The following is a 19,774-nucleotide window of genomic DNA, read 5'->3' as shown; positions in this document are numbered from 1 at the left end:
TACGCCGCGGATACGGTGACGTCATGTCCCCTTCACCGTTGATCGGCCGCGGTGAACTGCTGGACGTCCTGATTCGGGCGCTCGACGGCTGCGCGACGACGTCGACCTTTGTGGTGCTGACCGGCCCGGCAGGCATCGGCGCATCGTCGATTCTCCGTGAAGTCGAACGGACGGTCGGCAGCGAGGGGCAGCGCACGGTGGTGCGCCGCGCAGGTGCGGTGCCGTGGGAAACGCACGTGCCGTTCGGCCTCGTCGCGCAACTCGTCCCGGGCGTCCGGATCGAAGGGACGGACCCGGTCGAATGGGGACACCGCATCGCCGACGCGTTGGCGACGGATGCCGTGACGATCCTGCTGATCGACGACGCGCACGACTGCGACGCGGACTCTCTCCGTGCGCTCGCCTCCGCCGTCAGGCACCACCGATCCGCGAGACTCGCGGTCGTATGTACTCGAAAGCCGTTGCCCGACGGCTTCATCGAGTCGCACCGGGTTCTCGATCGCGCTGCCGACCTGTCCGTGGCGGTACCGGTGCTGACGGTGTCGGCCGTTGCCGAAATCGCTGCTCTGCAGGGGATCATCCTGTCACCGTCCTCGGCCGCTCACCTGACGCGTCACACCGGTGGGCGTCCTCGACACGCCTTGGCGCTGCTGGACGAGGTGCCGCGCGAGACCTGGAAGGGTGTTCGCCCCGACCTGCCTGCTCCCGCCTTCGTGGAGGCAGATGTTCGGACCACTCTCGCTCTCTGCACGGACAAGGCTCGGCGTCTGGTCTCGGCCGTCACCGTTCTCGAAGACGGCCGACCGTTGACCACGGTGTGCGAGGTCGCCGGCATCGACGATCCCTGGCCTGCTGTCGATCTCGCAGAACAATTCGCCCTGGTGACCGTACGACGCAGCTCCGCGGCGACCATCCTCGAGATCCACGATCCCACGGTCCGCGCCGCGGTGCTCGCGACGATGAGCAGAGTCGAGCGCGCGCAGGTGCATCGAGCCGCTGCCGCAGCCGAGGCCGACCCGGCCGATCAGTTGGCGCACCTGGTCCACGCGTCGCCACTGCCTGATCCACTGGTCTCGGACCGCTTGGACACACTCGCAGCGACACGTGCAGGCATCGGCGAATGGGCCACGGCAGCAAGGCTGTACCTTCTGTCGAGCCGGTCGACCCAGGAACCGCATGCCCGCGAGGATCGGCTCGTCCGCGCGGTGGACGCCCTCATCGGTGCCGGTGACATGCGGACGGCGTCTGACTACATCGCCGAGATAGAAAGTCTCCGTGAAACCCCCACGCGCAATGCCGTACTCGGCTATCTGGCCATCCTGCGCGGCCGCCCCAACGAGGCCGAAGCTCGACTCACCCGGGCGTGGCAGCTGGTACGGACGCGGCACGACCCCGAGGTCGCCGCTGTCATCTGTCATCGGCAGGTACTGCACAATCTGGCGCGCTGCGACGGTGCCAACCTCGTACTGTGGGCCGATCGCGCAGTCGAACTCGTCGGAGCCGACCACGCAACCGCAGTCGAGGCGCAGTCCATTCGAGGCCTCGGTCTGGCGGGCACAGGGCGTGTCGCAGAAGCACTGAGCAGCTACCGAGACCTGTGGGGTCACGCCAGTACCGGGGCCGTCGGACAACGGGTGCAGATGGGTGCGGGCTGGCTCCACTTCGCAACGGACCACATCGATCTCGCGCGCTCGGAACTCGAAGCCGCAGCACCGACCGACTTCCTCGGCGGTTCGACGCGAATCTCGTTGTGGGCTCATGGTTGGCTGGCACGCACCTATTTCGTCACCGGTGAGTGGGATGCGGCGCTTCGGTTGGTCGGAGCTGGATCCGACCTGGCCGACCGTTCCGGTGCCGCATTGATCGTTCCGCTGCTCCAGTGGACCGCGACGCAGATCCACGCGCTACGCGGAGACTGGGTGGCCGCCGCAACCAGCGCACACCGCGGTGATTCCGGTGCCCGCGACTACGAGATCATGAGGGTGCCAGCGGCTCTCGGTCGTGCAGCCATCGCTGAGGCTCGAGCGGACTATGCCGGGGTCCTCCGCGCTCTCGCCCCGTTGACCGAGCAGTGGGCTCACGCCGACGTATCCGAACCCGGTTTCTGGGCGTGGCCCGATGTGTACGCCAATGCACTCATAGTCGAGGGCCGACTCGACGAGGCAGACAAGTTTCTGATTCCACACGAGGCCAGAGTGCGCGATCGTGGTCACCACTCCGCACACGCACGTCTTGCCTGCGCTCGTGGCAGACTGCACGGCGCGATGGGCGATCTCGACTCTGCCCGAGCATCATTCGAGGACGCCCTCGCTTCGTTGGCACCGCTGCCCCTCACGTACGACCGCGCCCGAGTCAACTACGCCTACGGGCAGACCCTGCGCAGAGCCGGGAAGCGGCGCGAGGCCGATGCCGTCGTCAGCGCGGCACGCGAAGGCTATCTGGCACTGGGGGCAACCACGTACGTACGACGGTGCGACCGTGAACTCAAAGCCGGTGGTGTGCACGCCGTTCTGAAGGACAGAGCTCACGATGCACTGACCCCGCAGGAGGACGCCGTCTCGACCCTGGTCGCCACAGGGATGACCAATCGCGAGGTCGCGGCCGAATTGTTCTTGTCGGTCAAGACAGTTCAGTTTCACCTCACCAGGGTGTACGCCAAGATGGGCATTCGCTCGAGAGCGGAGCTGGCGGCTGCGCGGTCCATCGACGACGGCTCGACGACATGATCGGAGCGCACCCACTTTCGCAATGCCGAGGTAAGCACTAGGCAAAGCCCTGGTGTGACTCAGCCCACGATTTGGGACAGTGATGCGACCCGCTCGGCCGTCAGCGCCGATTCGCCCCTCGTAGCGGTACTCCCTGACCGAAAAGGATCCCCGATGACTGCACCGGACTCCATGAAAACCGGCACATCAGCCAGCACTGCCTGGGCCAGCGATCGGCACCGCCGCAGCGTGTTGTGGATCGTCGCACTGTCCACGGCAGCAATCGTTTTCGACGGCTACGACCTCGTGGTCTACGGCACCGTGCTACCGACTCTGCTCGCCGATTCCGCCCAGCTGGGCGCGCTGGATCCGGAAACTGCGGGCGCGCTGGGTTCCTACGCGCTGATCGGGGTCATGGTCGGCGCTCTGACCGCCGGGGCCTTCGGTGATCGGATCGGCCGTCGCAGAACGATGTTGACATGCATCGTCTGGTTCTCGGTGGGAATGGGGGCCACTGCACTCGCACAGAACGTCCCGATGTTCGGCGCACTTCGGTTCCTGACCGGTATCGGAGTCGGCGGCCTCGTCGCCACGGTCGGTGCCATGATTGCCGAATTCGCACCACCCGGACGTCGAAACTTGTTCAACGCCATCGTCTACAGCGGAATTCCGGCCGGTGGCGTCCTGGCGTCGTTGGCCGCGATCACCCTGCAGGATTCGATCGGCTGGCGCGGACTGTTCTGGATCGGCGCACTCCCACTGTTAGTACTGCTACCGCTGGCCCTGCTGCGGATGCCGGAATCCCCGCGGTGGCTGTTGGCGCACGGACGCGTCGCCGATGCACAGGAGATCTGCGCACGGACCGGCATTCCCATGCCCGACGCCGAGCCCGTCGTCGCCGGCGATCGCGTCGGATTCGCAGCACTGGCCCGCAAGCCACTACTGTGCCCGACGGCTCTCCTCGGGCTGATGAGCTTCTCCGGCCTACTGCTGACCTACGGCCTCAACACCTGGCTGCCGCAGATCATGTCCGAGGCCGGTTACAACGCCAAGGGTTCACTGTCGTTTCTGTTGGTGCTCAACGGTGGTGCCATCATCGGTGGCCTGATCGCGTCTCGCGTCGCCGACCGCACGGGACCACAGCGCGTCATCGCGGTGACCTTCTGCCTCGCCGCGCTGTCGTTGGTTCTGCTGACGCTGAACTTCCCGCTCGGAGTCCTGCTCGTCGCCGTGGCCGGTGCCGGCATCGGCGCCGTCGGCACTCAGGTGCTGATCTACGGATTCGTCTCGAACTACTACCCCACCACCGCCCGTGCAGCAGGAGTTGCGTGGTGCGCCGGATTCGGCCGGCTCGGTGGCATACTCGGACCGCTGCTCGGCGGAATCCTGCTCGGAGCCGGCATCGCGTCGTCCACCGCGTTCTACATCTTTGCCGTCGTAGCGCTGCTCGGCGCACTCGTCACCACTGCTGTTCCCGCGGTTCGAGCCCTGCGCCGATCCGATCCCGTACCCAGTGAGCCGGTGAAAGTGGCTGAATGACCGATATTTTCGAGCGTCTCGTCTCCGGCGAACTACCGGAGCGCCGCCCGCCGAGTCTGCGTGCTCTACGCGCCGACTTCGGCGGGCAGTACGTCGGTGCAGGGGCAACCGGCGTGCTGTTCAGCGCAACCGGGCCGGTTGCGGTCATCATGGGTGCCGCCGCAGCGGGCTCGCTCACCGCCGCGCAGACAGCGTCGTGGGTCTTCGGAGTATTGGTACTCAACGGCATCCTCACCGTGGTGGCGAGCTGGGTGTACCGGATGCCGCTGGGCTTCTTCTGGACCATTCCGGGCACTGTTCTGGTCGGACAATCGTTGGCGTCGCTGACCTGGCCCGAGGTCGTCGGGTCCTACCTTGCTACCGGGGTCCTCATCATCGTGCTCGGAGCCACCGGGGTGGTGGCTAAACTGATGGATTTTCTGCCGCACAGCGTGGTGATGGCGATGGTGGCCGGTGCATTTCTGTCGTTCGGAACCGGACTGGTGCAGTCTGTTTCGTCCAACGTGATCGTCGCCGGTGCCATGGTCGTGGCGTGGTTGGCGCTGACCCGATCCGCTACGTGGTCGAAGCGAATACCACCGGTGCTCGCTGCATTGGTCACGGGTCTCGCTGCTCTCGCAGTAACAGGCGGATTCACGCGAATGACGGGGCCTGCGGCAGAGCTCCCCCTGATCGGCTTACCGGAGCTCGTTGCGCCGACGTTCAGTGGTGCGGCACTGGCGCAGTTGGTGATACCGCTTGCCATCACCGTGGTCGCGGTTCAGAACGGTCAGGGTGCCGCAGTATTGAACTCTGCGGGCCATCGACCACCGATGACCGTCGTCACCATCGCGTGCGGCATCTGGTCACTTCTCGTCGCGCCACTGGGTGCGGTATCGACGTGTCTGGCCGGTCCGACCAACGCGTTGCTCGTTGCCGTCGGTGCACGGTCGCGGCAGTACATCGCCGGAATGACCTGCGGCGCACTCGCCATCGTGGTGGGTGTGTCGGCACCACTGCTCGTGCGCGGCCTGTCCGTGGTGCCCGCAACGTTCATCGCGGCCCTCGCCGGTCTGGCGATGCTCGAGGCACTGCGCGGTGCATTCACCGCCGCGTTCTCCGAGTCGTCCGGCCGCCCGATGCTCGCGCCCCTGATCACCCTGCTGGTCACCATCTCCGGCACCGACGTCGGAGGCCTCGGCGCTCCGTTCTGGGGATTGGTCGCCGGTGTTGTGGTCACCTATGTGCTCGATCGCCGACGGTAGTTCCCGCCGAACTCGAAGTCAGGGATGGATTCCGGGCAGATTCCGTCCATAACTTCGAGTTCGGCAGTCCAAGGGGGGTCAGAATCCGATCGGTAAACCGGCGTAGTTCTCGGCCAGTCCCATGGCACCCGCTTTGCTGGAAGCCACCCACTTCAGCTGCGAGAGCTGCAACTGCGCATCGAACGGTTCGTCGCCCGTGTGCAGCATCGTCGTCATCCACCACGAGAAGTGCGTGCAACGCCAGACGCGTCGAAGTGCCGTGTCGCTGTACGTGTCAGCACTCTCGGTCCCCTTCCCCCGCAGCATCTGGGCCAGGGCCGGTGCCAGTAGAGCCACATCGGCAACCGCAAGGTTCAGACCCTTTGCACCCGTGGGCGGCACGATATGCGCTGCGTCGCCTGCCAGAAACAGATTGCCGTGTCGCATCGGTGTCTGCACGTAACTGCGCATCGGCAGCACGCTCTTCTCGGTGATCGGTCCCGGGTTCAGCGTCCACCCGTTCTGACCGTGTCCGAGTCTGTCTGCCAACGCATCCCAGATTCGATCGTCGGACCAGGTGTCGATATCGGTCCCGTTCGGCACCTGCAGATACAACCGACTGACCGTCGACGATCGCATCGAGTGCATGGCGAAGCCGTCCTGATGCCAGGCGTAGATCAACTCGTCCGTCGACGGCGCGACGTCGGCGAGAACTCCGAGCCAGGAGTACGGGTACACCCGTTCCCACGTGTTGCGGACAGCATCGGGCATGGCAGCACGACTCGGCCCGAAGGAGCCGTCGCATCCGGCGATGACGTCCGCGTCGATCCGCATCGCGTTGCCCGACGCGTCCGTGAAAGTGACGTAGGGGTCGTCGGATTCGACGTCGTGCAGCGCGGTATCGGAGACGTCGTAGTAGATCTGCTGGCCGGCCTTCTCGCGTGCCGCCACGAGATCCTTCGTGACCTCGGTCTGCCCGTAGACCCACACGCTTCGGTCCACCAGATCACGAAAGTCGATGTGGTGCCGCTCTTCCGGCCACTGCAGATAGATACCGCGGTGCTCGTGGCCCTCGCGGTGCAGGCGCTCCCCGAGTCCATGTTCGTCGAGCAACTGGACCGTCGAATGCTCGAGAATTCCGGCGCGGATCCGGGCGAGCACGTAGTCCTGCGTGCGCGACTCGATCAGGATGGAGTCGATCCCCTGCTCGCCGAGCAGGTGGGACAGCAGCAGACCCGCGGGCCCTGCACCGATGATGGCAACCTGTGTACGCATGAGTCGAGTACACCTCGGTGATCCACGTCTCTACAAGCCAGAGCTTCCACTGAGTGGAAGAGGCTATCCAGTTCTCAGGCTACGGCCGATTCCCTGGGCCGCAACCTGTAGCGCCGCAACCAGTCTGACGCGATCACGCCCGATACTCGGAACCACGAGCCCCAGCGAGGCGACCACGTTCTCGCCGTCGCGAATCGGAACGGCCACAGAACATGCCCCGAGGGTCATCTCCTCGACCGTCTGCGCGTATCCCTCGCGATGGACCCGGCGTAGTTCGTTCTCCAACTGCGCCGGTCGAGTGACCGTGAACGGGGTGATGCGGGTCAGGTTTCGAAGCACGCGATCGTGCACCTCCCTCGGCGCGTACGCCAACAGCACCTTGCCCACCCCGGTCGAGTGCAACGGCAGTCGCGCACCCACCCGACTGATGGCAGGCACGGACGCATGGCCTGCCAACCTGTCGAGGTACAACACCTCGTCGCCGTCGCGAATGGCTAGGTGCACCGTCGCGAGAGTCGCACCGTAGATGTCGTGCAGAAACGGCGACGCGATCTCACGCAGATCGGACTGATCCGGTGCGAGCAGACCCAATTTCCACAGCCGCCTACCGACGACGTAGCGGCCGTCCTCTGTGCGGACCAACGCACCCCACTCCACCAGTTCCCGCACCATCCGATGCGCGGTGGCGATGGGCAGTCCTGCACCGTCGGCCAGTTCGGACAGCGTCAGCGCCGGGGTCTTCTCCTCGAACACACCCAGCAACGCCAACAGTCGCGAGGCGACCGACACCCCGGGATCCCGCGCATTTCCCGCCACCTGCATGACCATAGCCCCGGTCGATCACCGTCGGATTGTCAGGCCGAGGCAGTAGCCGCGAAACCGATTCGATTGAAGCGCTTTTCGCGGGCGATCATGCGCATCGACGGATCCTGAGCGATCAGGTCGGCGAGCTCACGGTGCAGGACGGCACCCACCCGGTCACAGAACTGCTGCGATTCGTCTGCCGCGTCGGGCAATTCGGGAATGATGATGTCGACGACGCCGGCTCGGAAGAGATCGAGCGAACGGACTCCCTGCTTGGTGGCCATCTCGGCCGCATGAGCAGTGTCCCGATGCACGATGGCCGACGCACCCTCGGGCGGCAGCGGCGACAGCCATGCGTGTTGGGCTGCCAGAACACGGTCCGCCGGCACCAGCGCGAGTGCGCCTCCGCCGGTTCCCTGACCCAAAAGCAATGACAACGTGGGCGTTTCGAGGTCGACCATATCGGCGATGCAGCGGGCGATCTCTCCCGCCAGGCCACCCTCCTCGGCCTCCTTCGACAGCGCGGCACCAGCGGTATCGATGACGGTGACGAGCGGCAGCTTCAGATCCTGTGCTAGACGCATTCCGCGTCGAGCCTCGCGGAGCGCCGCGGGACCGAGCGGAGTCTTGGTCGTCTGACCCCGTCGGTCCTGCCCGAGGAGAACACACGGCATGTCGCCGAACCGGACGAGCGCGAGAATCAGACCCGGGTCCGACTCACCCTGACCGGTACCGTTGAGCGGCAACACATCTGCCGCGGTGCTGAACAGCAGTTCGCGTACACCGGGGCGGTCGCTCCTGCGGGAAGCCAGGATCGACGTCCACGCGGGCACGTCCTCGATCTTCCACGCCAGCGCTTCGACGCTGCGCGGGCGGTACGACGGGATGTCGGTCATGATCCGCAACGCGCGATCGACGATCTCGCCGAGCTGCTCGGGTGGCCGGATGGCGTCGATGAGTCCGTGCGCCTGAAGATTCTCCGACGTCTGCACACCGGTGGGGAACTTCGCGTCGTACAGCGCCTCGTAGACGCGGGGCCCGAGGAAGCCGACGAGGGCACCGGGCTCGGCGACGGTGACGTGCCCGAGCGAACCCCAGGATGCGAAGACGCCACCGGTGGTGGGGTGCCGCAGGTACACGATGTACGGCAGGTTCGCCGCCTTGTGCGCGGTGATCGCCGCGGTGATCTTGACCATCTGCAGGAACGCGACGGTGCCCTCCTGCATGCGGGTTCCGCCTGAGGTCGGCAGCGCCAGCAGCGGCAGGCGCTCGTCGGTCGAGCGGTGCACCGCGTTGACCAGCCGCTCGCCCGCCGCAACGCCGATCGAGCCGGCCAGGAAGGCGAACTCCCCGAGCAGAATGGCCACCTTGCGGCCGCGGATGGTGGCGGAGCCGGTGAGTACGGACTCGTCCAATCCGGTCTTCTCGCGGGCCGCGGCGAGTTCGCTCGCGTACTCCTCGTCGACGACGTAATCGGCGGTCGGGGTGTCCCAGGAATCGAAACTGCCGGCATCGATCACCAGATCGAGCAGTTCGAGGGCGGTCATTCTGGTCATCGTGTCGCCTCTTTCAGCCAGTCGCGGACGAGTTGGTCGTCCGCACCGAGTACCGGCGGTGCCAGGTGGTTGGTTTCGGTGACCTCGGTGCCGTCGGACTCGAAGAAGCGCAGCGGCGGCCCGGGAAGAGTGACCTTGCCGAGCGTCGCATGCTCGACGTCGACCAGCAGACCTTGAGATTTGGTCTGCTCCCACTCGTACACTTCCTGGATGTTCCGCACTTTGCCTGCGGGAACACCGATCTCGTCGAGGAGAGTCAGCAGCGGCTCGGTCTCGTAGGTGCGGAAGATCTTGGAGACGAGCTCGATGACGTCGTCGCGACTGTCGACCCGCTGCGGGTTGGTGGCCATGCCTTCGAGGTCGGGGTCGATGCCGAAGCCCTCGCAGAACCGATGCCACAGCCCCTCGCTGCCCACCGAGATCTGCACGGCACCATCGGAGGTCGGAAACAGGCCGTACGGGCAGAGCCGCGAGAACTCCGAAGGCTCCGTACATCCCGGCCAGGAGATCTGCGATGGGAACGCCGACCCGCTGAACGTCGTCCGGGCTGGAGCCGGTGAAGGACATCAGCCCCGCCTCACCCTGCGCGATCTGGTCGTATCCGGATCGGCCGCCCTCGGGGCCGTCGTGGCCGAACCCACTGATCGACAGCACCACTGTGCGCGGGTTGATCTCGGCGATGCGCTCGGGCGAGAAGCCGAGCCGGTCGAGAACGCCGGTGCGAAAGTTCTCGAGCAGGACGTCCGCTCGTTCGATCATGTGCTCCAACGCTTCTCGGCCATCGTCGGTCTTCAGGTCGAGGGCGATGGACCGCTTGTTGCGGTTGGCCGAGAGGAAGTACGTCGACTCGCGCTCGGCGTCACGCGGAGTGACGAAGGGGGGACCCCAGACTCGGGTGTCGTCGCCGCCCTTCGGTGTCTCGACCTTGATGATGTCGGCGCCGAGGTCGCCGAGCATCATCGCCGCGTGAGGGCCGGCCAGAGCGCGGGTCAGATCGACCACCACGGTTCCTTCGAGCGGTCCGGTTCTGCCTGTCGTGTTGAGGGGCATCGAAGTGATCCTTTGCGTCGAAGCGAGGTGGGGGCTGAATCCGAGTGGATTGGATTACTGGGCCAGTGGCCTATCCAATTCCATTGGACCAGCGATCCCGGAAGAAGTCAAGTAACGATGTACGAGTGTTTGCCCAGCTCAGACGCGTGATGGCGGCACGCCGAGTACACGTGCCGCCATCGTTCGAGTACTGCCAGGCCCGAGAACGTGCCGAACGGCTACATCCAGCCGGGGACGACCAAGATGCCCCAGGCGATCAGTGGACCGATGATCACCACCAGCGCGCTGTATTTGAGAATCTGTTTGTAGAACACGTCGCGATCGACGTCCTGGGCGTTCGCGAGCACCAGCGCTCCGTTCGTGGAGAACGGGCTCACGTCGACGATGGTCGAGGCGATGGACAGGGCCACGATGACTCCGATGGCTCCTACTTCACCGGCCAGCAGGAACGGAACGGCCAGCGGGATGGTGACGCCGAGGATCGCAGTGGACGAGGCGAACGCCGAGACGATGGCACCGATGTAGCAGAGCAGCAGTGCCACGAGCAGGGGGATGCCGATTCCGGCTACTGCGTCGCCGACGTATTCGACGGTTCCGGCTTCCTGCAGTACCCCGACGAACGTGAGCACGCCGCCGATGAGCAGCACCGTCGACCAGCTGATCTGGTTGATCGCGCCCTTCTGGGCCTTGGGCGACGCCAGAGCGAGGATCACGGCGACCGTCATCGAGATGAAGCCGACATCGAGATCGAGTACGAGCGAGAAGATCGCAAGCGATGCCAGGCCGATGAGCGTGAGGATCTGATCGAAGGTGACGGCCTTGACCGCGGTGGCCAGCGGCGGCGCGTTCTCGACGGTGACCGTCTGACCGGACGGCTTGGGAGTCGACGACCCGAGCCCGCGCATGACCGTCCGCGAACCTCCGCCGCCGACGCCGCCGCTGTCGCCGTCGGGGCGGGTGCCGTCCTCGTCGTGCACGCTGCGGCCGATGAGCGATCGTCCACCGAGGAACATGAAGAGCGCAGCCCCGATTGCGGCATTGAAGAGCATGCTGCCGAGGAAGAGTGTGAGCGGACTGTTGACCAGCCCCGCCTTGGCGGCGATGTTGTTGACGGTGACGCCGTAGATGCTGATGGGCGAGAATCCGCCCGCCTGCGCACCGTGGATGACCATCATGCCCATGAGTAGGGCGTTGATCTTGTAGCGCGCGGCGAAACCGAGGGCGATGGGGGCCACGATGGCCACAGCAGCGGGCCCGAGCGCTCCGATCGACGTCAGGACGCCGGTGATGCCGAACATCACCCAGGGGATGAGAGCCACTCGGCCGCCGACGAGTCGAACGGCACCGCGAACCAGGAGGTCGACCGTGCCGTTGTTCTGCGCAATGGCGAAGAGGTACGTGATGCCGACGAGGGTGAGGAACAGGCTGCTCGGGAAGCCGGCGATGATGTCGTCGGCACCCATGCCCACGGCAATCGTTCCGACGAAGAACGCCGCCACGAACCCCAACGCACCCATGTTCACGGGGAACACGGTTGCAGCGAGGAACATGACGACGAGCGCAAGGATGGGTATCAACTCGGTCGACATCGAAGGTCTCCGGTCCGTCCCTGGTAGCACTCGAGCGGTTGCCCGAGATCTTCAGTGGCTAATTGGACTAGCCACTGAGTCAATAGGGACTCAACCAGTGAAGTGGATCACTTGTCAAGCCCGGATGTGTCGCCCGTTACGTGCGTTATGACGGCTAGGGTGGAGGTCCGGAGGAACAGAGAGCGAGTGACACAGTGGCTGAGCAAATTCGCCCCGTGACCCGACCACGGCTGTACGAGGTCATCGTCGAACAGCTGTGCCAGCACATCGCCGACCGCAAGATGAACCCTGGCGATCGACTTCCACCCGAGCGCGAGCTGGCCGGACACCTCGGTGTCAGCCGAGCATCGCTGAGCCAGGCCCTCGTCGCACTCGAGGTACAGGGCATCCTGTCCGTCCGGCACGGCGACGGCGCAGTCCTGGTGCGACGGCCCGTGGGAGACATGGCAATTCGCGCCCTACGCGAACACGCCGACCGTCTGCCCGAAGTGATCGAAGCCCGCGAAGCGCTCGAGGTCAAACTCGCCGAACTCGCTGCTGCTCGTCGGAGCGACAGCGAAATGGCCGCGATCGACCACGCCCTCTCCGTGATGGCCTCGGAGATCACCGACGGCGATCGCGGCGACTCCGGGGACGAACTGTTCCACCGCGCGATCACCGAGGCGGCACATTCGCCGCTGCTCGCCCGACTCATGGGAGAAATCGCCGGCCTCATTCGCGAGACGCGCATCGAATCCCTGTCGCAGTCGAACCGTCCACAGACTTCATTGGAGCACCACCGCCGCATCGCCGAGGCTGTGCGCCAGCAGGATCCACTCGAGGCCGGCCGAGCGATGGCCGAGCACATCCGAATCGTCTCGGACGTCGCGCTGCTGCGAGCAGGCGACAGCTAGACACTTTCGGAAGCGATCCCCCGCCGAACTCGAAGTTGTGGATGAATTCCGACCCGAATCCGTCCATAAGTTCGAGTTCGGCCGGGTGGGGAGCATCGTTGGTTGACATCCAGGGCAGCGTCGCGCCATCATTATTGGCACAGCGCCAATAAGTCGACGCTTCGAGCCAAGGACTTGCCATGACTGCACTCGCAGACCGCACCAGCGACGACCTCGCTACCGAGCTCGCCGACGTGCGCCAGCTCGCCAGAGGATTCTTCGAAAAAGAGGTCGCGCCGCACCGCGAGGAATTCGCGGCAGCCGGACGTCCCAGTCGCGACGTCTACCGCACAGCGGGAAGCCTCGGGCTGCTCGGCATGTCGGTGCCCGAGCAGTACGGCGGCGGTGGCGGCGACTTCCGTCACGAGGCGGTGCTGTTCGAGGAGCAGGTCCGGGCGGGCGACACGGCCATGCAGTTGGGCGTGCACAGCGGCATCGTTCCGCACTACATCCTGGCGTACGCGTCCGAGGAGAAGAAGCAGCGCTGGCTGCCGAAGCTGTGCTCGGGCGAGTGGATCGGTGCCATCGCGATGACCGAACCGGGCACCGGCTCGGATCTGCAGGGCATCACCACCCGCGCGGTTCGTGACGGCGACGACTACGTCGTCACCGGCGCAAAGACGTTCATCTCCAACGGAGCTCATTGCGATCTGATCATCATCGCTGCCAAGACCGACCCGTCCGCGGGAGCCCGGGGACTGACCCTGCTCGTCGCCGAGGTGTCCGACGACACCGAGGGGTTCCATCGGGGACGAGTGCTGCACAAGATCGGCCAGAAGGGCCAGGACACCGCCGAACTCTCTTTCGACGGACTCCGCATCCCCGCCGCCAACATCCTCGGCGACGCCGAAGGTCGCGGGTTCGCCCAGTTGATGCAGCAACTCCCCCAGGAGCGCCTGATCTGCGGCATCGCCGCCGCAGCGATGATCGACGCCGCCGTCACGCAGACCGTCGAGTACACCAAGTCGCGCAACGCCTTCGGCAAGACGCTGTTCGATCTGCAGAACACCAAATTCGAGCTCGCCGAATGCGCCACCATCGGACGCGTCGTGCGAACCTTCGTCGATGATGCTGTGGCGCAACATCTCTCCGGAACACTCGACGTCACGACAGCCGCAATGGTCAAGTACTGGACCACCGACCGGCAGTTCGAGGTGGTGGACCGCTGCCTGCAGCTCTTCGGCGGCTACGGCTACATGGAGGAATATCCCATCGCCCGCATGTTCGTCGACGGCCGCATCGCCCGCATCTACGCCGGTGCCAACGAAGTCATGAAAGACCTCATTTCCCGCTCCCTGTAGAACTCGGCAATCTTGTTGCCCCAGAAAGGCACCACCATGGAGGCGTTCCTTTACGACGCACTGCGCAGCCCACGTGGCCGCGGCAAGAGCTCCGGCTCACTGCACACCGTCAAACCCGTCGATCTGGCCGCGAACACGTTGTCCACGTTGCTCTCTCGACACTCGCAGCTCGATCCGGCCCTGATCGACGACGTCGTGCTCGGTGTCGTCACCCCGGTCGGCGATCAAGGCTGTGACATCGCCCGAACCGTCGCGAAGGTTGCCGGGCTGCCGAACAGTGTCGCCGGCGTTCAGCTCAATCGCTTCTGCGGATCCGGACTCGAAGCCGTCAACACTGCGGCGCAACGTGTTCGGTCCGGATGGGATCGGCTCATCGTCGCCGGTGGCGTCGAATCGATGTCTCGTGTGCCGCTCGGGGCGGACGGCGGTGCATGGCCGTGCGACCCACTGACCAACTACAGCAGCTACTTCGTTCCGCAGGGAGTCAGTGCAGACCTCATCGCGACGATCGAGGGGTTCGATCGCGACGCGGTCGACGCCTATGCCGTGCGTAGTCAGCAACGAGCAGCGCATGCGTGGTCGATGGGCCACTTCGAGAAGTCCGTCATCCCGGTGTTCGACGCCAACGGCCGGCTGATGCTCGATCACGACGAGATCATGCGACCGGAGACAGCCACGGCCGATCTCGCCGCCCTGAAACCGTCGTTCGACCGGATGGGCGCGCTTGCCGGATTCGACGCCGTCGCCATGCAGAAGTACACCGAGGTCGAGCGTATCGACCACGTCCACCATGCCGGCAACTCCTCCAGCATCGTCGACGGCACCGCGATGGTTCTGATCGGCTCCGAAGAGGCCGGTCGCGCAGGCGGATTGACCCCGCGCGGACGCGTCGTGGCCGGGGTCGTCGCAGGATCGGATCCGACGCTGATGCTCACCGGCCCGGTTCCGGCCACCCACAAGGTATTGAACGCTGCGGGACTCACCCTCGACGACATCGCGGTGTTCGAGGTCAACGAGGCATTCGCCTCGGTGGTGCTCAACTATGCGAAGAAGCTGAACATCGACCACGACCGTATCAACGTCAACGGTGGCGCGATCGCGATGGGCCACCCACTGGGCGCAACCGGAGCCATGCTCACCGGAATGGCCCTCGACGAACTCGAGCGCCGCGGCGAGCGCTACGCACTGATCACGCTGTGCATCGGTGCAGGAATGGGCGTCGCCACCATCATCGAGCGCCTGTGACCGACCCAGCGCTCGAACAACGATCCGAGGAAACGATGAACAGCTCTGCGGCACTGAAGACTTCCACGGTCACCGGCGAGATCGGCACCGACCGCGTACTCGTGCTGACGATCGACGATCCGACACAGGCCACCAACACGATGAACACCGCGTTCGGCGAGTCGCTCGGACAGGCCGTCGACTGGCTCGAGGCCAACCTCGATGCGTACGACGGCATCATCGTCACCTCGGGGAAGGATTCGTTCTTCTCCGGTGGCGACCTCGAGCTGCTGCGCGACGCCGGTCCGTCCGATCACGCGGTGATCGCCGACGCCCTCGATTTCACCAAGGACAAGTTTCGTCGCCTCGAGCGGCTGGGCAAACCCGTCGTGGCAGCACTCGGCGGCACCGCGCTCGGCGGCGGCTTCGAGATCGCACTGGCCTGTCATCACCGAATCGCACTGAGCCGAAACAATTCTCGATTCGGTCTACCCGAGGTGACGCTCGGTCTACTGCCCGGCACCGGCGGCGTCACCCGAACGGTCAGGATGTTCGGCATTGTCAAGGCTCTGACTCAGGTTGTGGGCCAGGGCCAGCGGTATCGGCCGGACCGAGCACTGGAACTCGGACTCGTCGACGAGGTCGTCGACACCCACGAGGAGATGATGGCGAACGCACGTTTCTGGATCGCCGCCAATCCCGAAGCGCTGCAGCCTTGGGACAGGAAGGGATTCAAGATTCCCGGCGGCACCGCGGCCTCACCCGCGCTGGCTGCGCAGCTGCCTGCCTTCGCGGCAACGGTACGCAAGCAGGTCAAGGGTGCACCCATGCCCGCTCCGATCGCGGTGGTTGCTGCGGCCGTGGAAGGTTCGGTCCTCGACTTCGAGTCGGCGTCGCTGGTGGAAACCCGGCACTGCACCTCACTCGCCTGCGGAGCGGTCTCGGGCAACCTGATCCAATCGATGTTCTTCGATCTGGGATCCATCAACAAAGGGGCCTCTCGTCCCAGCGCCGAACCACACCGGGTACCCGAGAAGGTGCTGGTGATCGGGGCCGGAATGATGGGTGCCGCCATCGCCTACGTCGTCGCCTCGGCGAAGGTTCCCGTTGTGCTTCGCGATATCTCGATCGAATCCGCCGAGCGCGGAAAGGATTACGCGCGTTCGATTCTCGGCAAAGCCGTCACGAAGGGACGCACGACCCAGGCCGACGCCGATGCGGTGCTCGCGCTCATCACGACCACCTCAGACGCGGCCGACGCCGAGGGGTGCGATCTCGTCGTCGAGGCCGTCTTCGAGGATCCCGCCGTCAAGCAGCAGGCCTTCGAGGATGTGGACAAGTACCTCACCGCCGACGCACTACTGTGCTCGAACACCTCGACGCTCCCGATCACCCAACTGTCCCAGGGAGTCTCGCGCATCTCCGACTTCATCGGCACGCACTTCTTCTCCCCGGTGGACAAGATGCCCTTGGTGGAAATCGTGGTGGGCGAACACACCAGTGACTCCGCGCTGGCTCGCGCGTTCGACTTCGTACGGCTCATCGGCAAGACGCCGATCGTGGTCGGCGACAATCACGGCTTCTTCACCACTCGGGTGATCGGGAGATTCATGGACGAGGCGATTTCGTTGGTCGTCGAGGGTGTACACCCGGCCACCGTCGAACAGGCTGCACTGCAGGCCGGCTACCCGTCCGGCGCGCTCGCACTGATGGACGAGATTTCGTTGACTCTGTCGCGCCACATCCGAGAGGGCATGGCCGAGGCCGCCCGCGTCGACGGACGAGGGTGGATCGTCTCGGAGTCCTACCCGATGGTCGATCGCCTGATCGACGAGTTCGATCGTCCGGGCCGCAAGGCGGGACGTGGGTTCTACGAGTACGCCGAGGACGGCACCAAGCTCGGACTGTGGCCAGGCCTGGTGGAGCACTACCACCGACCCGATCACGGAATCTCGTTCGAGGACATGATGGATCGTATGCTCGTCGCGCAATCGCTCGATTCGATCGCGTGCCTCGACGAGGGTGTCCTGCGTACGGTCGCCGATGCGAACATCGGCTCCATTCTCGGCATCGGCTACCCGGCCTGGACCGGAGGTGTGCTGCAGTTCGTCAATCAGTTCGACGGCGGTCTCCCCGGATTCACGCGGCGGGCCGACGAACTGCGGGCACGGTACGGCGATCGGTTCGTCGTGCCGAGGTCGCTGCGCGCACGCACCGAGCGGTACCTCTGACGCGTCGCGGCATCGGTTCGGTGCGATCATGAGAACCATGCCGGCCTCGAGCGCACCCAAGTGGAATCGTTTGGAACCGGACGAGCGACGCACGCAGATCCTGGCCAGCGCGGTTCGCTTGTTCGGAGACAAGCCCTATGCCGAGGTGTCGATGTCGGACGTCGCCGCCTCGGCCGGGGTGGCCCGCGGGCTCATCCACCACTACATCGGCAGCAAACGCGATGTGTACCTCGAGTGCGTTCGCTTTCTGGTCACCGTTCCGCCCATCGAGGACGTACACCTGCCCACGGGTTCGCTCGAGGAACGAGCTCGCGGCAGCGTCCACTGGCTGGTCGGCGTGATCGAAACGCACGGCACGGCGTGGGTGTCGATGGCCAGTGGATCGGGCGTCGACGAGCAGGTGGCACAGATTCTGGACGAGGCCGACGATCTTGCGGCCGAACGAGTCTTGGACGCAACGGCATTCGAAGGCAGAGGCGGCGACCGTCGAATCGCGACCTCCGCGGTACGGGCGTTCGGCGGCATGGTGAAGGCTGCGGGCCGTGAATGGCTCGTGCGCGGCACGCTGAACCGGGAGCAGGTCGAGACCCTGCTGACCGATGTACTCGTGACCGTTCTCGGTACCGTCGACGCCATGGACGACTCTCGGGAACGTTAGCCAGACAACCATTTTCGCGGATTGTCGACACCCGCCGAGCCACGTGCTCACTATTGACACCTCGCCAACAAGGTGGAACTGTGACGGTATTCACCTGGGCACCCTCGCCCCCTCTCGCACAAGGGACTCGATATGTATCTCACCCAAGGCCTGCACCGCTCTGCGGCGACAACTCCGAACCGGGCCGCGACGGTGTTCGGCGACCGCACTCGGACTTTCACCGAACAGATCGACCGCGTGGCGCGATTGGCGGCAGGCCTGCAGGCCATCGGAGTCGAGGCCGGTGATCGCGTGGCGATGCTGGCGTTCAACAGTGACCGATACTCCGAATACCTGCTCGCGGTGCCGTGGGCAGACGCCGTGCTCAACCCCGTCAACATCCGGTGGTCGCCCGTGGAGGTCGCATACGCGCTCAACGACTCCGACACCAAGGTCCTGATGGTCGACGACACCTTCGGTGCCACGGTCCCGGCACTGCGCCCCACATGCGCCGGCCTGCAGACCATCGTCTACTGCGGGGACGGTGCCACCCCCGAGGGCATGGTCTCGTACGAGGACCTCGTCGCATCCCACGATCCCGTTCCCGACGCGCGACGCAGCGGCGACGCCCTTGCCGGCCTCTTCTACACCGGCGGCACCACCGGCTTTCCCAAGGGCGTCATGCTCTCGCACGCGAACCTCGTCACCTCGGGCCTGGGAACGGTGGCGACCGGACAGCTGCTCGACGACGCATCGATCCTGCTCCATGCCGCACCGATGTTTCACCTCGCCGATCTGGCCGCATGGGTGGGCCAGGTCATGCTCGGCGGCACCCACGTCATGGTTCCGTTCTTCGAGCCGACCGCCGTCCTCGGCGCGATCGCGAAGCACTCGATCACCGATGTGCTGCTGGTACCGACGATGATTCAGTTGCTCGTCGACCACCCCACGTTGAGCGAGTTCGACACCTCCTCGCTGAGCCGCGTGCTGTACGGAGGATCCCCCATCTCCGCCGGCGTGCTCGAGCGCACCCTCGCTCGGCTCCCGCAGGCCCGCCTCACTCAGGCCTACGGCATGACCGAGCTCGCACCCGTCGCGTCGCTGCTCTGGCCGGAACACCATGTGGGAGATCGCATCGGCTCGGCCGGTCGCGCGGCCCCGCACTCGGAGATCCGGATTCTGGGCCCCGCCGATGAGCAGTTGCCCACCGGCTCGGTCGGCGAGATCTGCGTTCGCGGTGGACACGTGATGCTGGGCTACTGGAACAAGCCGGAGGAGACGGCAGCGGCCGTTCGCGACGGGTGGATGCACACCGGCGATGTCGGCTACCTCGACGCCGACGGATTCCTGTTCGTGGTCGATCGACTCAAGGACATGATCATCACCGGCGGCGAGAACGTCTACAGCGCCGAGGTGGAAAGCGCACTGAGCCTGCACCCCTCGGTGCTGGCCTGCGCCGTGATCGGTGTTCCCGACGGCGACTGGGGCGAGCGCGTCCACGCCTGTGTCGTGCTGGCCGAGGGCACGTCGCCGACGGTCGACGAACTCCGCGATCACACCCGCAGCCACGTTGCCGGATACAAGACCCCGCGCACCATCGAGTTCGTCACCGCACTGCCCATGAGCGGAGCGGGCAAGATCCTCAAGCGCGAACTGCGGGACGCGCACATGGCGAAAGACGCTCTCGGAGCGCCCCGGTAACCTCTCC

Annotated in this window: 13 protein-coding genes and 1 pseudogene; 9 read left to right on the top strand and 5 right to left on the bottom strand. The window is 65.4% G+C overall.

Annotated features, from left to right (window positions below; genetic code table 11):
- The first annotated feature begins 23 nt into the window (after nt 1–23).
- The 3 genes from ACQR3T_RS12485 (at nt 24) to ACQR3T_RS12475 (ending at nt 5,488) form a co-directional block, all read left to right on the top strand.
- Nucleotides 24–2,726 (top strand): LuxR C-terminal-related transcriptional regulator, encoded by a 2,703-nt coding sequence (locus ACQR3T_RS12485; RefSeq protein ID WP_428693615.1) that lies wholly within the window; start codon nt 24–26, stop codon nt 2,724–2,726.
- 171 nt (nt 2,727–2,897) lie between these two features.
- On the top strand, nt 2,898–4,244 hold the full coding sequence (locus ACQR3T_RS12480; RefSeq protein WP_428693916.1) for an MFS transporter: 1,347 nt from the start codon (nt 2,898–2,900) through the stop codon (nt 4,242–4,244).
- On the top strand, nt 4,241–5,488 hold the full coding sequence (locus ACQR3T_RS12475) for a benzoate/H(+) symporter BenE family transporter (RefSeq protein ID WP_428693614.1): 1,248 nt from the start codon (nt 4,241–4,243) through the stop codon (nt 5,486–5,488). Before ACQR3T_RS12480 ends, ACQR3T_RS12475 begins: the two co-directional genes overlap by 4 nt.
- A gap of 78 nt (nt 5,489–5,566) precedes the next feature.
- On the opposite strand, the gene ACQR3T_RS12470 is transcribed toward ACQR3T_RS12475, so the two are convergent.
- The 5 genes and pseudogenes from ACQR3T_RS12470 to ACQR3T_RS12450 all read right to left on the bottom strand — a co-directional run bounded on the left by ACQR3T_RS12470 (nt 5,567) and on the right by ACQR3T_RS12450 (nt 11,741).
- On the bottom strand, nt 5,567–6,742 hold the full coding sequence (locus ACQR3T_RS12470) for a 4-hydroxybenzoate 3-monooxygenase (protein ID WP_428693613.1): 1,176 nt from the start codon (nt 6,740–6,742) through the stop codon (nt 5,567–5,569).
- Between the two features lie 63 nt (nt 6,743–6,805).
- Nucleotides 6,806–7,558, bottom strand: a complete 753-nt coding sequence (locus ACQR3T_RS12465; RefSeq protein WP_032378403.1) for an IclR family transcriptional regulator — start codon at nt 7,556–7,558, stop codon at nt 6,806–6,808.
- Between the two features lie 38 nt (nt 7,559–7,596).
- Nucleotides 7,597–9,102: a carboxyl transferase domain-containing protein gene (locus ACQR3T_RS12460; protein ID WP_428693612.1), complete on the bottom strand. Its 1,506-nt coding sequence runs from the start codon at nt 9,100–9,102 to the stop codon at nt 7,597–7,599.
- Nucleotides 9,099–10,152 (bottom strand): annotated as a pseudogene (locus ACQR3T_RS12455) (CaiB/BaiF CoA transferase family protein). The gene ACQR3T_RS12460 and the pseudogene ACQR3T_RS12455 overlap by 4 nt, the downstream one beginning before the upstream one ends.
- Nucleotides 10,153–10,370: 218 nt before the next feature.
- Nucleotides 10,371–11,741 carry an SLC13 family permease gene (locus ACQR3T_RS12450; RefSeq protein WP_428693611.1) on the bottom strand — a complete coding sequence of 457 codons (1,371 nt, stop codon included), beginning with the start codon at nt 11,739–11,741 and terminating at the stop codon, nt 10,371–10,373.
- Nucleotides 11,742–11,935: 194 nt separating this feature from the next.
- On the opposite strand from ACQR3T_RS12450, the gene ACQR3T_RS12445 reads away from it, so the two are divergent.
- The 6 genes from ACQR3T_RS12445 to ACQR3T_RS12420 all read left to right on the top strand — a co-directional run bounded on the left by ACQR3T_RS12445 (nt 11,936) and on the right by ACQR3T_RS12420 (nt 19,767).
- The gene (locus ACQR3T_RS12445) at nt 11,936–12,634 is read left to right on the top strand and encodes a FadR/GntR family transcriptional regulator (protein WP_428693610.1); all 699 of its coding nucleotides are present in this window, start codon (nt 11,936–11,938) and stop codon (nt 12,632–12,634) included.
- A gap of 179 nt (nt 12,635–12,813) precedes the next feature.
- A complete protein-coding gene (locus ACQR3T_RS12440; protein ID WP_428693609.1) occupies nt 12,814–13,974 on the top strand; it encodes an acyl-CoA dehydrogenase family protein in 1,161 nt (386 codons plus the stop codon).
- Nucleotides 13,975–14,010: 36 nt separating this feature from the next.
- Nucleotides 14,011–15,219 (top strand): acetyl-CoA C-acetyltransferase, encoded by a 1,209-nt coding sequence (locus ACQR3T_RS12435; RefSeq protein WP_428693608.1) that lies wholly within the window; start codon nt 14,011–14,013, stop codon nt 15,217–15,219.
- A gap of 35 nt (nt 15,220–15,254) precedes the next feature.
- A complete protein-coding gene (locus ACQR3T_RS12430) occupies nt 15,255–17,429 on the top strand; it encodes a 3-hydroxyacyl-CoA dehydrogenase NAD-binding domain-containing protein (protein ID WP_428693915.1) in 2,175 nt (724 codons plus the stop codon).
- A gap of 28 nt (nt 17,430–17,457) precedes the next feature.
- Entirely contained in the window at nt 17,458–18,087 is a 630-nt protein-coding gene (locus tag ACQR3T_RS12425; RefSeq protein WP_329955199.1) for a TetR/AcrR family transcriptional regulator, read from the top strand.
- Between the two features lie 132 nt (nt 18,088–18,219).
- Nucleotides 18,220–19,767, top strand: a complete 1,548-nt coding sequence (locus ACQR3T_RS12420) for an acyl-CoA synthetase (protein ID WP_428693607.1) — start codon at nt 18,220–18,222, stop codon at nt 19,765–19,767.
- Nucleotides 19,768–19,774 lie beyond the last annotated feature (7 nt).

Origin of the sequence: Rhodococcus sp. IEGM1428, from assembly GCF_050321865.1 — a bacterium.
In the GTDB taxonomy this organism is placed as follows: domain Bacteria; phylum Actinomycetota; class Actinomycetes; order Mycobacteriales; family Mycobacteriaceae; genus Rhodococcoides.
The sequence above is the reverse complement of the archived record's forward strand: the minus strand, read 5'-3'. Positions and strand labels throughout refer to the sequence as shown.